Origin of the sequence: Mucilaginibacter sp. OK268 (assembly GCF_900103125.1) — a bacterium.
GTDB lineage: Bacteria > Bacteroidota > Bacteroidia > Sphingobacteriales > Sphingobacteriaceae > Mucilaginibacter.
In genome coordinates this window covers 213,934-230,282 of sequence record NZ_FNJV01000001.1, presented here as the reverse complement: position 1 = coordinate 230,282, position 16,349 = coordinate 213,934, and the positions used below count along the sequence as shown (strand labels likewise).

The 16,349-nt window shown below is 40.7% G+C and carries 10 protein-coding genes; 3 read left to right on the top strand and 7 right to left on the bottom strand.

The features are described 5' to 3' along the window. The first annotated feature begins 11 nt into the window (after positions 1 to 11). The 3 genes from BLR84_RS01025 to BLR84_RS01015 are packed head-to-tail and all read left to right on the top strand — an operon-like array spanning position 12 to position 3,679. Positions 12 to 1,418, top strand: coding sequence for a RagB/SusD family nutrient uptake outer membrane protein (locus BLR84_RS01025; RefSeq protein ID WP_090463076.1), 1,407 nt, complete (start codon positions 12 to 14; stop codon positions 1,416 to 1,418). A gap of 45 nt (positions 1,419 to 1,463) precedes the next feature. Beyond that, positions 1,464 to 2,762, top strand: coding sequence for an MBL fold metallo-hydrolase (locus tag BLR84_RS01020; RefSeq protein ID WP_090463073.1), 1,299 nt, complete (start codon positions 1,464 to 1,466; stop codon positions 2,760 to 2,762). Positions 2,763 to 2,764: 2 nt separating this feature from the next. Further along, the gene (locus tag BLR84_RS01015; protein ID WP_090463070.1) at positions 2,765 to 3,679 is read left to right on the top strand and encodes a glycerophosphodiester phosphodiesterase family protein; all 915 of its coding nucleotides are present in this window, start codon (positions 2,765 to 2,767) and stop codon (positions 3,677 to 3,679) included. A 164-nt stretch (positions 3,680 to 3,843) separates the two neighbouring features. Here BLR84_RS01015 and BLR84_RS01010 read toward each other — a convergent pair whose 3' ends face one another. From BLR84_RS01010 to BLR84_RS00980, 7 genes are all read right to left on the bottom strand, one after another. Next, entirely contained in the window at positions 3,844 to 6,000 is a 2,157-nt protein-coding gene (locus BLR84_RS01010) for a GH92 family glycosyl hydrolase (protein WP_090463067.1), read from the bottom strand. 134 nt (positions 6,001 to 6,134) lie between these two features. Next, complete coding sequence (locus BLR84_RS01005) at positions 6,135 to 7,091, bottom strand: PAS domain-containing protein (protein WP_143013793.1); 957 nt, start codon at positions 7,089 to 7,091, stop codon at positions 6,135 to 6,137. 872 nt (positions 7,092 to 7,963) lie between these two features. Continuing rightward, a complete protein-coding gene (locus tag BLR84_RS01000) occupies positions 7,964 to 8,818 on the bottom strand; it encodes an HD domain-containing protein (protein WP_090463061.1) in 855 nt (284 codons plus the stop codon). Between the two features lie 204 nt (positions 8,819 to 9,022). Beyond that, positions 9,023 to 10,135, bottom strand: coding sequence for a phytase (locus BLR84_RS00995; RefSeq protein WP_090463057.1), 1,113 nt, complete (start codon positions 10,133 to 10,135; stop codon positions 9,023 to 9,025). A gap of 54 nt (positions 10,136 to 10,189) precedes the next feature. Beyond that, positions 10,190 to 11,443, bottom strand: coding sequence for a hypothetical protein (locus BLR84_RS00990; protein ID WP_090465660.1), 1,254 nt, complete (start codon positions 11,441 to 11,443; stop codon positions 10,190 to 10,192). Positions 11,444 to 11,473: 30 nt separating this feature from the next. Next, a complete protein-coding gene (locus tag BLR84_RS00985) occupies positions 11,474 to 14,242 on the bottom strand; it encodes a TonB-dependent receptor (protein WP_090463054.1) in 2,769 nt (922 codons plus the stop codon). Positions 14,243 to 14,571: 329 nt separating this feature from the next. Next, positions 14,572 to 16,221, bottom strand: a complete 1,650-nt coding sequence (locus BLR84_RS00980; protein ID WP_090463051.1) for a tetratricopeptide repeat protein — start codon at positions 16,219 to 16,221, stop codon at positions 14,572 to 14,574. Between the last annotated feature and the right edge of the window lie 128 nt (positions 16,222 to 16,349).

The following is a 16,349-nucleotide window of genomic DNA, read 5'->3' as shown; positions in this document are numbered from 1 at the left end:
ATATAACGAACATGAAAACAAAATTCATCATCATACTGACAACCATAAGTTTTATGGCGTCATCTTGCAAAAAAGAGCTGTATCAGAACCCCATAACCTCTAAAGATATCAGCAAATTTTTCACCAACCAGACCGAGGCTGAGGAATATATCAATGCCGTTTACGGCAACTTACAATCCACCGGCTTATATGGTTTGTATTTGCCGGCATTTACCGAAATTCCATCAGATAATACTTTTGATCAGGTCCCCTCCAATGATAATGGTAATTACGGTCAGCTGGATCAATTCACTACTATTGCTTCCAATGATATTATCGAAACTAGCTGGAGAGATTCTTACCAGGCCATTCAGAAATCCAATGTGGTGCTCAACCGGATCGACAATATAACCTATACAGATCCGGCACAGAAACAGTCACGTAAGGGCGAAATGTTGTTTATCCGTTCCTTACTTTACTTTAACCTGGTAAGGCTTTATGGCGATGTACCCCTTGTAACAAGTGAAACTACAGATCCTAATAAACTATTCGGCCTGGGGCGGCAGCCGTCTGCTAAGGTTTATGACCAGATCAAAGCCGATCTGACAGCAGCTATTGGATTTTTACCCGATGCACCGGCACAACCGGGAAGGGTGATCAAAACCGCTGCGGAAGCGTTATTGGGAAAAGTTTATCTCACACTTAAGGATTATCCTAATGCAAAAACCCAGTTGTTAACTGTAGTAACTTCAGGTAAACATACGTTGTTGGGGAAGGTTCAGGATGTTTTTGCGGTGGGTAATGAAAACAACAAGGAAATTATTTTTGCGGTGCAGTTTGCATCGGGTGTTAACGGAAACTCCGAAGGCAGTATCATGTTTCAGCAATTTAGTCCCTCGGCTACCGTGAGCGGGGCCAAAGGCCACAACCTGCCCACATTAAGCCTCTATAATTTGTACACCGCCAATGACCAGCGAAAAAACGTATATGTTACGTTAGCATCAACCGGAGCCCCCTTCAATAGCAAACTGAGTGCCCCTCCGGGCAATGTAATAACTGACGGACCAAGCGATTTTGTGGTTTTACGTTATGCAGATGTGATTCTGATGCTGGCCGAGATTGAAAATGAATTGGGCAATGCAGCACCGGCCGCCGGTTATTTAAATACGATCAGAAACAGGGCTGGGTTAACCAATACCGCCGCGGCAAGTCAGGCAGACCTGCGTGATGCTATCGCGCTGGAAAGAAGATTGGAACTAGTTGGTGAAGGTCACCGCTGGTTTGATCTGCTGCGCACCGGAACTGCCGTTACGGTAATGAATCAGTGGTTTAAAGATAACAACATATTGATCACGATTGATCAGCATAATTTGCTGGCGCCGGTTCCGCAATCGCAGGTAAATACTGATCCTGCCATTAAACAAAATCCAGGGTATTAATTTTTAAGTGGGTTATCCTGAATGGGTAACCCGTTTTGATTTAACATGAACAAAACCATAAAATTACAATTGTTACTCTTCTTTACTTTAGGCGTACTAACAGCGTATGGGCAAGATAAATCCGATATAAAACGGCTGCAACCATGGACGAATGGCATGCTAGATATCCATTTTATTAATACCGGAAGGGGTAACGCCAGCTTCATGGTATTTCCTGACGGTACTACCATGCTTATAGATGCCGGGGATATGAATGCGGCCGAATCGGAAAAAGCCAATTTTCCGTTAAAGATCTCACCTGCCCTACCGAATGCCTCTCTAAGGCCCGGTCAGTGGATTGCGGCCTATATTAAGCAGGTAATGCCCCGGGAACGTGAACCCACTATTGATTATGCTTTGATCACCCATTTCCATAGTGATCATTATGGCAATATCGAAAACGGTAGCCCTTTATCATCCAATGGAGCCTACCGGTTATCCGGCTTGACAGATGTAGGTGATCAGGTACCCATTAAAAATATGCTTGACCGCGGATATCCGGATTATAACTATCCTCTTGATCTGAAAAAGTATTATCAAAACAATTTAACTTTTACAAACTACCTGGCTTTTGTAACGTACCAGCAAACAAAAAATGGAATGAAAGCTGCCAGATTAGTTGCAGGGAGTGATCAGCAGATCAAATTAAAGTTTAACCAGCAACTATACCCAAATTTCGCTGTCCGTAATATCAAATCCAATAATATGATTTGGTTTGGTAAAGGTGAAAAAGTGCATAGCTGTTTTACTAAAGAACAATTGCTCGAAAATGGAAAGTTCAACGAAAATCCATTAAGTAACGCTATCAAAATAACATACGGCCCGTTTACTTATTATACAGGAGGGGATAACACTGGTTATGAGGGTGACCGATATCCGGGAAGAAAGGATGTGGAAACCCCTATGGCAAAAGTTATAGGTAAAATTGAAGCTATGACCCTGGACCATCACGGGAACAGGGATGCTACCAATAATGCTTTTTTAAAAATGCTGTCGCCCAGAACCGTTGTTGAACAAAGCTGGTGCTCTGATCAGCCTGGGCAGGAACTGGCTTTCCGGCTAACAGATAAAAACTCCTCAGGTGATAGTATCCAGGTATTCAATACTTATATGCAACCTGAAACTAAAGCCTATCTGGGTTTTTGGATAGCCCAATCGTTCAAAAGTCTGGAAGGGCACATACTGATCCGTGTAATGAACGGCGGTAAAACCTACTGGGTGTATCTGCTTAACGACCGGAGCGCTACCATCAAAGTACTTAAAATATTTGGACCATACATCGTAAATAAAACTATTAAAAATTAACAATGAGAAGCTATCAATATCTTACTATCGCCTTACTTTTAACGCAGTTTACTCAAACGGTAAGCGCGCAAAAAACAACTAAAATAGACAGCCTGGTTAATCAGCTGCACAATCCGTCAGATAAACAAGTAATGGTTACTGCACACCGCGGTGATTGGCGCAATGCGCCGGAAAATTCCCTACAAGCATTTAAATATGCGATGGCTATGGGTGTGGATATTATTGAACTTGATTTGAACAAAACCAAAGATGGTGTTATTGTAATCATGCACGATCCTACCATTGATAGAACAACGGACGGGAAAGGTAAACCCGGCGACTATACCTTAGCTGAATTAAAGCAATTTCATTTAAAGAATGGATTAGGCAGGGTTACCGACTTTACAATACCAACATTGCAGGAAGTAATGTTATTGGTAAAAGATAAAGTGTTGATTAATCTGGATAAAAGTTATCCGTATTACAATGAGGCATACCGTATATTAAAAAATACCGGCACATTAAAGCAGGCTATATTTAAAACAGATGCCGTTTATGATGATGTAAAAAGTAAATACCCTGAAATTTTAGATAGCATCACTTTTATGGCGGTAGTTGATCTGGATAAAGCCGGTGCCAAAAAAATTATTAAAGATTACCAGCAGCGTATGAAACCGGTGGCATTTGAGCTTAACTTTAAAACGGACACCTCATCTGTTTTATCTGATAACCATTTTATTAATCACCATGGATCAAAAATATGGATCAACTCCTTATGGGCAAGCCTTAATGCCGGACATGACGATGATACAGCTGTAGACAAAGAAAACACCAAAGACAGCTGGGACTGGCTGATAGCACATGGTGCAACCATAATACAAACCGACAGACCTAAAGAACTTTTAGCTTACTTGCGCAAAAGATCGCTACATATTTAAACCAATCATCACTTTATTTCCCAAGGGTATCCTTAAAGGGATACCCTTTGTTGCAGAAAATAATTAGTTTGGAAAAGGTCATTAATAACCCAAGGTTTGTTGCGGATGCGTACCGATGCGTTGTTGATCAGTATATTAAGTTCTGAAATGGCTATATGATTTAATTATTTTGTAATAATCTCAATGCTGCCACCAGTAGTAAACAAACTATTTTTTACGAAATAGCCTTTATTTTCCTTTCCGTTTACTTTTATGGATGTTAAAGTTCGCCCCTTTCCGGATTTTATTATGGTTAACATTTTACCTGTGTTTGTTTTCCATTTTATTTCGTCAAAAAGCGGAACTGTTACCAGATACTCTGGGTCGGTAGCTGAAAATGGATAAAGGCCCAATGCACTGAATACATACCAGGACGACATTTCACCCGCATCATCCATTCCGCTAAGCTCTAACCCTCTGCTACCTATGCCATATAAATTATTTAATATATGATCAATGATCTTCTGCGATTTCCATGGTTTGCCAACAAAATAGTAGGCAAAAGGCGCCTCATGATCTGGCTGGTTACCCTGACAATATTGCCCCACCATAGTTTCTACATTTCTGGCAATGTACTTAGGGTTCCATGGCACGGTAAAAAACGAATCAAGCTTTGCTTCAAAATTCTTTGATCCACCGTATAGTTTAATCAATCCGGGCATATCATGGGGTGCAAAAAAAGATACTTGCCAGGCATTTGCCTCCCTGTACATATATTCATAGTAAGGATATTGAGGGTTAAAGTTTTTTACCCATTCCCCATTTTCTAACCTGCCTCTCATAAATTTTGTAGACGGATCAAATACATTTTTATAGTTTTTGGATCTTGCCATCAAGATTCTGTAATTGGCTGTATCTCCTAATTTTTTAGCGATCTGGGCAACAGAATAATCATCATAGGAATATTCTAAGGTTTTTGATACTCCTGCTTTGCCTTTGGTTTCTACATTGGGGTTCTCAACATCGGGGTCAGCTATATATCCTTTTTCGATGTATTCAGCTATAAATGGGCGTGTCCCTCCTTCTTCATTGGCATTTTTTAACAGCAACTGATAGGTGCTTTTAATATCGAAGTTGTCGATACCCCTCAGATAAGCCCCCGCAATAGATGATGCAGCGTGATCCCCATGAAAAAAAGTGGGTATAAAGCCTGTTTTATCGCCCTTATCTTTCATTGATTTAATAACGTTCAGCGTAACACCAGGACTGATAAGACCTAAAAGTACATCCTTATTACGATAGGTATCCCACAACGAGGGTTCTGTATAATAAGTGATACCAGTTTTTACCACATTTTTCTTGATATCTGTAAACTCTCCATTTACATCACTGCGCAATGCCGGCCATAGAAATGATCTGTACAGGCACGAATAAAACATTTGCTTTTGTTTATAGGTTCCACCTTTTACCTGGATAGATGACAATAGGGTTTCCCACTTTTGGTTTGCCTCTTTGCGAATTACGTCAAATGTTTTACTGCCTATTTCTTTTTCCAGGTTTTGTTTCGCGTTTTCTACACTCACAAATGACAACCCTATTTTAAGTTCAATGGGTCCTGTACTACCATTAGCTAAATGAACTATAGCAAAGCCTGTATGCTGTCCTTCATCTTTCTTTTCTAATTTTTCAATTTTGGTATTCAGTACAGCATAAAAATAAACGTTTTCACCACCCTGGAAGCCCTGTAAAGCAAAGTCCCCAGCCCGTTCAATCTTCCAGGTTGATACGCGGCTAAGCGCTTTTGACAAGTCAAAAAGTATTTGCCTGTCTGCATTGTTTTTATATTCGTATTGATGATAGCCACATCTTAACGTAGATGTCAAACTTACGTTAACATGGTAATCATCCAGGTATACCTGGTAAAAACCAGGTGAAGCGTTTTCTTTTTTATGCGTAAATCTTGAACCAAATTGAGCGCCCGGATTCGAAAGAGGCAGGATAGGGATATTACCAAAATTCCAATGGCCTTTATTGGTATGTGTGAAACCCACAATAACCGAATCCTCATATTCATATCCGGCACCGGCAGGCTGAAATTTTGTCATCGGACTTAATTGCACCATGGCATTAGGTAAAGAACAACCAGGAAAGGTAAGTCCCGACCACGCCCTCCAGCCTTTCGGCAAGTCATAACCCAATATCTTTGGGTCAGTAACTCCCTCTGAACCAATAAAGGTGTTTACATACTTTGTATAAGCCGTGGTTGTTTGACTTTTACCCACTGTTACTGCAAGCAAAACAATCAATACTATATTTAAAATGCTTTTAGCTGAGTTTCTCATTCTTTAAAAATAGTTGATTATATCTGTTGATCAAAAAATGTAACTATTCTGATTTTTTGAATAGGCGATCTATATACATTTATTGAATTTTCCCCCGATCTTTAGTTTTGCAGCAGCTTCCTCTTTCTTATCAGTTAACTTTGGGTCAACAGGAAACTCCCCGACAAAGCCAATGCGATTCCTTCTTCATTATAATGGGCCTTACCAGAACTCTTCACCCATTTTGGTTCGCTGCCATCCAATGGATTGATCTTGTAATTTTTTACGTAGCGTGTGCCATTTTTTATGGTCTCTTCAATGGCATCAATAACTTCACTTTGATTCTCCTTATCGATCATTCTTAACCCATCTGCCAGCGTTAATTTTGCTCCCTTTGGGACTCCATATATGACCTTCCCATTTTCAGAAAGTGAAAACTCCTGTGTTTGTAGGTTTACCGACCAATATCCAGTACTGGCAAGTTCTATTTTTGTGCTAAAGCAGTCCAGCGCTTCTAATAACATATTGTTGGATCTGTCCGTATTGACATAGGAAAGCTCTAACTCTTCACCTGTATACATCAACTCTTGTTTTAAAGCGATCAGATCCGCTTTTAGGGTATCGACGTTTTGCTTTAGGGCTTCATGTTTCAGATAATTTTGTGTGACATTAGTAACCGTATGAATGAGATAAAGCGTTTTACCTGTTTGATCCTTTATCGTCCTGTACTCAACATCAAAATACCCTGTTTGCTGTTCCCCGTTTATCTCAAGCATATAAGGTGTATCCCTATTTTTCAAATTCTCACCTGTTGCCCAAACGGATTTAAGAACACTCAAAAAAGACGGAGCTTTTAACCCAGTAAGTTCTTCCTCCATAGGTTTACCGGTCACATTGTGATTTTTACCCCAAATACGCATCATTTCATCATTAGCAAATTCAAGGATAATATCTTCGGTTGAATAGACCGCAATGGCAGTTTCATTGACTGACGAAGATAATATTTGAAGAAGTTCATTGGCACTCAAACGCGACGGTAAAGCTGCTTTTTTGTTAGAAACACTCTTCTTCTTAATGAAATAAAGATTAATAATTATCAGCGTAGTGATCATGGAATAAAAGAGTAGGTTTTGGAGCCAGTTACCTACACTAAACTGATCATATAACATCTCGCGAGAATGGTGTAAAGTATTCATATAAAGTTTAAGGTTGTATACTGTTAAATATACAATTAATAATAAATTAAAAATTAACTTCTATTTGCCTAAAAGGAAACAAAACTATTTAACTGTTTAAAACACAATAAAATATACAAATACAGCATTTAAAAAAAAATATAGTTAATTATCGAGTCGCTAATTTTGTTTGTGTAAATACACCCGCAGTGAAGAATACTTATCAAAAAACTTAATAAAGTATCTTAATATGAAACCATCACACAAACGTTTGTGTGATGGTTCCTTCCGTATAATTACCCTTTATTAAAAATCCACACGCAAATAACTCTGTTTTAATGAGTTTACTGACTAATAGTTTCAATTCCTAACAGCTATGACTAAATTTTACTGATACCGACTTCAACTATTTTTTCATTAGTCATTAATTTACGCAAACGTTTGTGTAACATTAAAAATACAAGATCACATCTTTTTGATTTACATTCACTTATGTGTTAAATAGGTTATAACACTGTTATTACGCAAAAATACCAGCCCCCTAAAGACTGGTAATTAAAAATTTGGCTGTTATCCGGAGTGAGACCTGGGTATAGTTGATTAAGTGGTTAGTATAAGGACCCTTTTCAGGAAGGGTTCTTTTTTTTGACCTTTTTAAAACATCGGTATAAATCTTTTGCGATAAGCATAAACATCTTCTGAAAGCTACTAAGGATAACCAAACAAGTTTGGAACAAGCCCAAAGAAATCTCCGGGCTTGTTTTTTGTATAAAGTTTAGGTTGTATTTATTTCTTATTGCAAACGTTTTTTAAACCATGACCAAAGGATGCAGTGACCTTTGCTTAAATCGTTCTGTTGCTCCTTTATTTGTAAATTGTTTAAAATGTACCAGGTTTTCAATATCATTTAATCGCTGGCTCATGATTATGTTGGTATTTAATTTACGTAATACCTGGAAATCATCCCGTAAAAGATCGTTTTTTTGAAGCATCCCCTGGGCCAGGGCGTCTTTAATAAGTTCGGCCAGTTTCAGGTTGGCGTATACATGCTCCGGCTTTTTAAAGTAAGCTTCATTTAAACGCCGAAACTGATTTTTGATCCAATCACCTGCCGTTTCAGACCTCACCACCATACAACCATCCTGAATGGTGAGCTCTTTGATAAAATTCCTGATCTCGGTTAGTCCTATAAAATCAGCCTGATATAAATCTCTCAGGGTATAATCTACCCGGTCGGCACAAAGGGCAGGAAGTGGTTGCTCCAGAATAGTATGAGCCTGCTTAAATAAGCTAGTACTGTTAAACCCGTATTTTTTAAGGATGAGAGGAATTTCTGAGCGGTTGATCACCTCGTCGAATATGGTTTCATGATAATCTTCATTGATATTTTCAAACACATAATCAGCCACATGCGAAAAAGCGGTATGCGAAACATCATGCAGTAAGGCAGCTATTTGCTCTTCGATACCTCCGCCAAAATATTTTACCAGGTAAAGTACACCAACAGAATGTGCATAGCGGGTTTGGTTTAAAGCCGGGTTTACCAGAAATATCGCTCCACCCTGGTGAATGTTTTTCAACCGCTGCACCGGTGCCGACAAGATCAATTCTTCCAGCACCGGTCCTACCTCAAAACTACCGTATATCTTATCTTCAATTTTCATATCATGCTTTTTTGATCATCAGAAAAGCTAAATACTGGCTGCAATTCCGTGATACAAACCTATATTAAATTTTAATAAAATACTAATATTTTTAGTAATTTATTGCAGATTTAAACGCTTATCCGTGGTATTTATAAAACAAAAAGGCCGCCCTGAAGCTTTTCAGGACGACCTTTTATTATTGGTAATTAGCCTTGAGATCAGTTACTTGCCCGTTGCTTTCACTTTCAACTCTTTGCCCGCAATATCTTCCCAGCGATAGTAGTGGAAAGTTTTATCATTACACATTACCACAAAAATGCCGTGTTTAAAAGTAGCATTAAGCGGTGTGGCCACAACATCAGAACCATCGCTTTGCTGGGCAGCAACATTGGCAATTTTTACCAACTTATGTTCAAAGGGCTTAGCTTTAGTTCCTTCCCGACTAAAGATCTGGAAACGATTTGCTCCCTGATCAGACACCAGGATATAGCCTGTTTTATCTGTTAGTTTATAAATAGAGATGCCTTCATGATCGGCCTCAAAACCTGATGTACCAAATATGGCCAGCTCTTTATCACCCTTCTCCGGATCGGCATAATACTGACGCACGCCTACCTGTTCGTCTGAATAGTAAATATAACCCAGCTCATTATCTACCGCTATTGCTTCGATCTCTTTTTTACCACTGTATTTACCAAACTTGCGCACCAAAGTTGCTTTAACATTTCCGGTGCCATCGTCTTCCAATAAATATTGCCACAGATAACCACCATCTTTCGGGCCATTTTTGCGACCAACAACGGCATACATCTTACCTGTTTTTGCGGTATAAATAGATATGCCCATCAGGTCGCGGTATTCAAAACCGGTTTCGCCTACAAATACATCAATACCGCCGTTATCCACTGGTTTCATATCCGGCAGGGAAAATATCCGCAACTTATGGGTCATACGTTCGGTAGTAATAGCAATATCGGTAGGCTTGCCTCCCAGCTTTAAACCATAAGCCAGATCCACATTGTTTGGTCGTTTTAAGCCGCGTACAACTTTATCTTTCACAATTTTCCCTTGCAGATCAAATATATACAATGCCCCTTCGCTGTTTTTATCCGTACCGATGATCAAGCTTTGAGCCGGATCTGCAGGATTCACCCATATTGCCGGATCGTCAGTATCAAACAATACAGGTTCAGTAATAATAACAGGTTTAATAGCCTGCGATGAAATTGCAGGCATCATATTTCCTTTGTGATCACGTACCTGGCTCTGACCACAGGCTGTGTTAAACAGCATGATGCCCAGTGATGCCAATAAAAGAGTGTTTAATTTATTCATTAATCATATTTAAAAATGCCCTGCATAAGCAGGGCCGTAGATTTTCTTGTTTATTTATTTTGTTCCAAAAGCGCCGATGTAAGTTGCCGGATCTGGCGAAACATAGGTTACCCCATTTACCGTAATACCTGCAGCATGGTGACGGGTAAAGTCGGTTTTACCATGATTTAAGGCTGGTGAGCCGCTTTGCAAATGAAAATCCCAGGCGGTATTAAATACCGCGTTCAGTACCGGGGTTGATTCCGGGTAGTTCACAAACTTAGGGTCGTTATCACCGGCTTTGGTGCTAATGATATCGTTTACCCCTGCAACAATATCTTTTGATGGCTGGAACTGATTTACCGTGGTTTGATCATAACCATAATAAAGGTTATTGCTGATCACCGTACGTTTATCTTCAGTTGATTTTGTATCCCTTTTGATACCAAAACGGGTATTGGCAAACAGGTTATTGTAAATATCGGCGTGCACATTGTTTTCCAGCCAGATAGAACCGCCCTTGGCAGATGGCCTGCGCCAGCCAGTATTGATCATGGTATTGTTATAGGCTATAATATATGCCTGCGGATTACGGTCGCCGGAGTTTGATAATTTAAGGGCGTTAGTATTGGCGCTATACACAAGGTTAAAGCCCACATCGGCCAAACAACCCGATTTAAAGTTCATCGCCTCGCCACCGGTTACACCAGTTGTATAGAAAATGTTGTTGGCAAAAATGATCTTTCCGCCTTCAATATAGGTACAATCTTCCTGAAAGTTACGGACGATGGAGTTGACCACGATAAGCTTACCATTCACATTTGAGAACCATAAGGCTGGTAAGTTTTCGCCGGCAACGGCTTTATATAAACCTTGTTTTACTGAAGTTGAGGCATCCGACGTAGTATTACCGCCGTACTCCAAAATGGTATGATCAAGCACCAATTCCGCACAAGTTGGGGCCGCGAGTATACCGCCCCACATTTTTCCGAATTTTTTAGCGTCGGTACGATATTGTTCAGCTACGGTAATTCTAACCGGGTTCTCGGCCGTACCCATCGAGTACAGGTTACCTTTTACAATGAATTCTGGCTTGGCAACGGTATCCATTAACACAGTGACGCCTTCTTCAATGGTGAGCGATTTACCTGCGGGGATAACAATATCACCCTTGATGATCTGGGTGCTGCCTTTGGCCCAAACGCCTGATACTTCGCCACTGGCCGATCCGTTGCCGGAGCTGGTATCTACATCCAGATTGGCTTTTCTGCAGCCGCTAATGGCTATCGCTGATAACAGTAATGCTGTAAATATTGGTTTTAAGTTCATCTTATTTTTGATTAAAATAATTGACATTTTTTAAAGTTTATAGCGCACACCAATCAGGTATGTCTGTTTGTAATAGTCGCTGCGGATCAAAGTATGTCCGTTCGATTCAATGTTGTCATCCTTCAGTGCTGCATTGGTAGGATTAGTTCCTTTGATGAACAGTTTGCTTGGTGTGTTGAGCAGGTTACCGCCTTTTACAAATACACTCAACCCATTTTTGAAGCGTTTTTCGGCCGAGGCATCCATCTGGATAAAGCCTTGTTGCCATAAGTCGTTATTCAGGAACTGCGATACCGTGTTGATACGTGGACCTGTGTAGGCACCTGAAACCTGTACGTCCCAGCCTTTTTTGGTATCCTTATACAGCAGGGAGATATTAGCGATATGTTCCGATTGACCATACAGCGGGCGTGACTGGTTCACCGATATTTTACGGGTATCGCCATTAGCATCGGTTATATAAGTATCCTTTGGTGTAGTGATACGGGAATGGGTGTAAGTATAATTGGCCTTTACACCAAACTTGTTGAAGAACTTAATGAAATCGAGCTCCAAACCATAGTTACGTGCTGTACCAAAATTACCCGGTGTGTAATAGGTATCCTGGCCACGTGTGGCATCAGCCTGGAAAATATACTCGATAGGATTTTTGATGTTTTTGAAAAACGCGCCTGCCAGCAATTGCGTACCCGCGTCAGGGAAAAGCTCATATCTTAAATCGTAGTTATCGGCAATGGCCCGTTTCAAATCGGGGTTGCCACGTTCCTGGTATTCCTCATTAACTACCTTGCTCGGTACTATCTCATAAAATCCAGGGCGGTTAATCGATCTGAAATAAGAAGCATGTAACTGTTGCTTGTCTGTTAAAAAGTACTTGATGGTTAAGCTTGGCAATACATCCGTATATATTTGGTTGCCCGAGGGACGGGTTTCGCCAGCCGGGAAAAGCATGCGGTAACCCTGATCGGTATGTTCTACACGTGCACCACCCACAACCTGTACTGCCTTAGTGGTGAATTTGAACATTCCATATCCCGCTCCTATTTTTTCAGAAGCATCGTAAGTTAAAGGGTTATTTACTGCACCACCCGGGTTGGTTACTGTGAAAGACAGATCAGTATAATTCTGAAAATCGGTACCATATACGGCTCCGGGGTTAACCGGCGTAAGCGCATAGTTATTATAGAAACTGCTGCGTTCTTTATCGCGATATAAACCACCGGCAGAAAAGTCAACGTTTACACCTGCAACCGGCGCGGTATAGGTCAAGTCGAGATAACCAGCCTTATCCTCATCGGTATTACGCTCCCAGCGATGGGTAAGCGGTGTACCGTTGGTAAGCAATGTGCGCCTGTCTACAAAATTTTCGCGTACACCATTCAGGCTGATGGTGGTATTACCAGGCACCTCGTTTTCGGCCGATGAGTAAACCGCCGACCACTGTACTTTTAATTTATCATCAAACAGCTTATGATCGCCCCTTAGCATACCATTGTAAATTTGCTGCTTGGTTAAACGGCTACGGGTTGAATAACCCAACTGCGCATTACCTTTATCAGGGTCATAGTCAGTCGAGAAATTGGTTGAAACTTCATCCCTAACCTGGATGTTGGTCAAATTAACATAAGTGTTGAACAAGCTCAATTTATTACGGTTATCGATCACATAATCAACTTTAGAAAATAGGCCATAACGTTTTTGTTGTTCCGAATACTCCCTGTCGCTCTTGCTCGTAACGGCAGCGTATTCGGCTGTAGGAACAACTTTTGAACTATAGAATACACTATTGCTACCCCGGTAAGTATTTTGATAGCTACCGGCAACAAGCACACCTAATTTATTATCGAAAAAGCGCTGTCCTAAGGTTAAACTTCCCACCACATTCGGGGCCGGATGTTTTAAAGCATAGCTTAAAGTACCTTTTGAAAAATCATTTTGGGTGGCCTGGTAAGATTTGCCATTTATTTCCGAAGGCGATTTGTAGTTGATACCGGAGTAATCATAACTCATAAATTTACGATCAAAAAACAACTGGCTATAACCTCCGGCTATATTGGCGTTCACCGTAAGGCGGTCCGGAGCATCTTTCATCACCATATTAACGGCACCACCAACCGCGTCGCCCTCCATATTGGGGGTCAGGGTTTTGTACACCTCCAGGCGGTCAAGCAGATCAGATGGGAAAATATCAAGCGGAACGTAACGGTATTTATTATCAGGGCTCGGGATCTTCACACCGTTAACCAGGGTATAGTTATAGCGTTTGTCCATACCCCTTAAAATGGCGTACTGCCCGTCGCCGTTGCTATTCCGTTCAACCGATACACCGGATACACGGGCAATCACATTAGCTACCGTTAAATCGGGTGAAATTTCAATAGCCTTGCCCGATACTACATTCATCACCTGGGTCGACTGTTGTTCCAACCTCCTGGCGGTATTTTCAGAGGCGGCATTCTTTTTGGCAGATATGGTTACCTCCTGCAAGGCCTTACCAGCCTCTTCCAGGTAAATTTTCAGCTGTAAATTATCTCCTTTTTCGATATCCACTTCCTGTATCACCGTTTGATACATAACATAGGAAATCCGGAGATTAAATATCCCTTTTGGTACCTCTTTTAATTCGAATGAACCATCCAGGCCGGTGGTGGTTGCTTTACTGGTTTTATCCAAACTAACGGTAGCCCCTACCATAGGTTCGCCGGTTTTACGGTCGTAAACATGGCCCTTTAGTTTTGTAGCGTTAGCTGCGGTAACGCATAACAGCAGGAATAATAAGGTTTGTAAATATTTATTCATTTTGTAAACGATTGATACAATTGTGTTTGATTTTTTTGACGGGACAAAGGTGTTTAAACCATCTATATGCTTATTAATATTTGCCGTTACAAAAAGGAAACACCGTTACAAGCAACGTATACGGAAGGGCAACAAAAAATTACAAACAACTCATTATCAATTATATACTAAATAACAAAACCTCCATTATCATTAGTTTACCGTTACATTAAGCCAATGTTAAGAGGTGCAAGGATCGGGGTGCGGGAGCGAGATCAGGATAAGGTTACTTGTTTACAAACTCGATCTGGATTCTCGCTCTCGCTCCACGAACCCCGCACCCAAAACAACTAAAGCGCTTGTATAAAGGTGGAAAGGTTATCACCCTGCTCCAGGTTGAGTTTTTTACGCAGACGATAACGGGCAACACGCAGGCTATCATTGGAGATACCCAATAAGCCTGCAATATCTTTGGAATCCATATTTACCTTAAGCAATGCGATCAGCCTCATATCTGTTGATGTAAGATCATTGCTGTGCAGTTTCAGTTTATCAAAAAACCGCTGGTGTACCTGTTCAAAGGCAAGGGTAAATTCTTTCCATTGCTGCTCGTGGTTAAAACTCTGGTTTATTTGCTGGATGATCTGCTGCATTTGTTTCTTCTGATCGCGCTTATCTTCCTTCACCATGTCCTGCAATGTATTCCGCATATTTTCCAGCAACTGGTTATTTTTGATCAGGTTTAAAGTATGGGTAGATAGCTCCTGGCTTTTAAGCTCTAATTGCTGTTTCAGGCTTTCTTCTTCCAATTGTTTGTTTTTCAATTCAAGCTGCATCAATTCATGCTGAGCCTCAAATATCGATTTGTTCTGTTCGGCCAAAGCACGCTGATCCCTGATCTTTAACCGCTGGCGGCTAAACGTTACCAATCCCAGAACAATCAGCAACAGTACAATGGTAATTATTGCTATGGTAACTATCTGGTTGATTTTACGGATATTATTGAGCCTTGTAATTTCATCGCTCTTTTTGTCCATATCATACAATACTTGCAAAAAGGAAGTTTGCTTGAGGCTCTCCCTGGAATATACTTCAAGCGAATACTTCCGGCTCAGTTCCAGGTAATGATAGGCGCTATCCATTTGATGAAGCAATTGATAACCCTTACCCAGATCGCGGCAAGCAGCAGCAAGCTGATACAGGTTATCGTTTTTTACCGACAAGGCATAAGCCAGGCGCGATTGTTCAATTCCCTGCGCATACTTGCCCGTTTTACGCAAAATATCACCTATGTTATTGATCACTTCAATACTGGCAACTTCATCATGATGTTGCTGGTATATTTTCAGCGATTCCTTAAAACAGGAGTAAGATGAATCGTAATTGGCCAGGTCTTCGTGGATACTGCCCAGGTTTTCATATATTTTTGCCTGTCCATAGTTATCCCCTATCTGGTTATAGGTACGCAAGGCTAAATGCTGATAATAAAAAGAACTATCGTACCGGTGATGTTTTTCATACAGATGCCCTATAGCACCAAATATTTCGGCCTGCCCCTTTTTATTACCGGTAGACCGGTAAAGAGCCAGGGCCTTGTTATACAGCTGAAATGCCTTATCCGATTGTTTATTATAATAATACAGGATGCCCATTTTACCCATATTCCCGGCCAACAGATCCTTGTTATTTTCCTGCGCGAATACCTTATCGGCATGTAAATAAAAATCAAGGGCCTGTGCATAATGGCCCTGGTTAAAACAAATTTGCCCCATTTGCTGCAAAATCCTGCCAGCTGCCAGGTTATCATTATCCTGAACGGCTTTAGCATGCGCCTTTTTTAGCTCAATAAGTGCTGAATCTGGATGCGGTTGCCCCAATGATTGTAGTTGCTGAAATTGCGCGTTTTTTTCGGTTTGGGCACCGGCGGTTATGCTTAAACATAAAAAGGCCCAAAGCAGTACCCATATGAGTTGCGAGGGCCGGGCATAAATGCTAACCATACATTAAAATTGAATGGGTGATCATAGTATTAAACAGGGCATTAACTCGCTATCAAGCATAGCAAACAAAGAAAACATTTTAATGTAACCTTAATGTTAACAAATAGGCAGATTACATTAAGGAAACA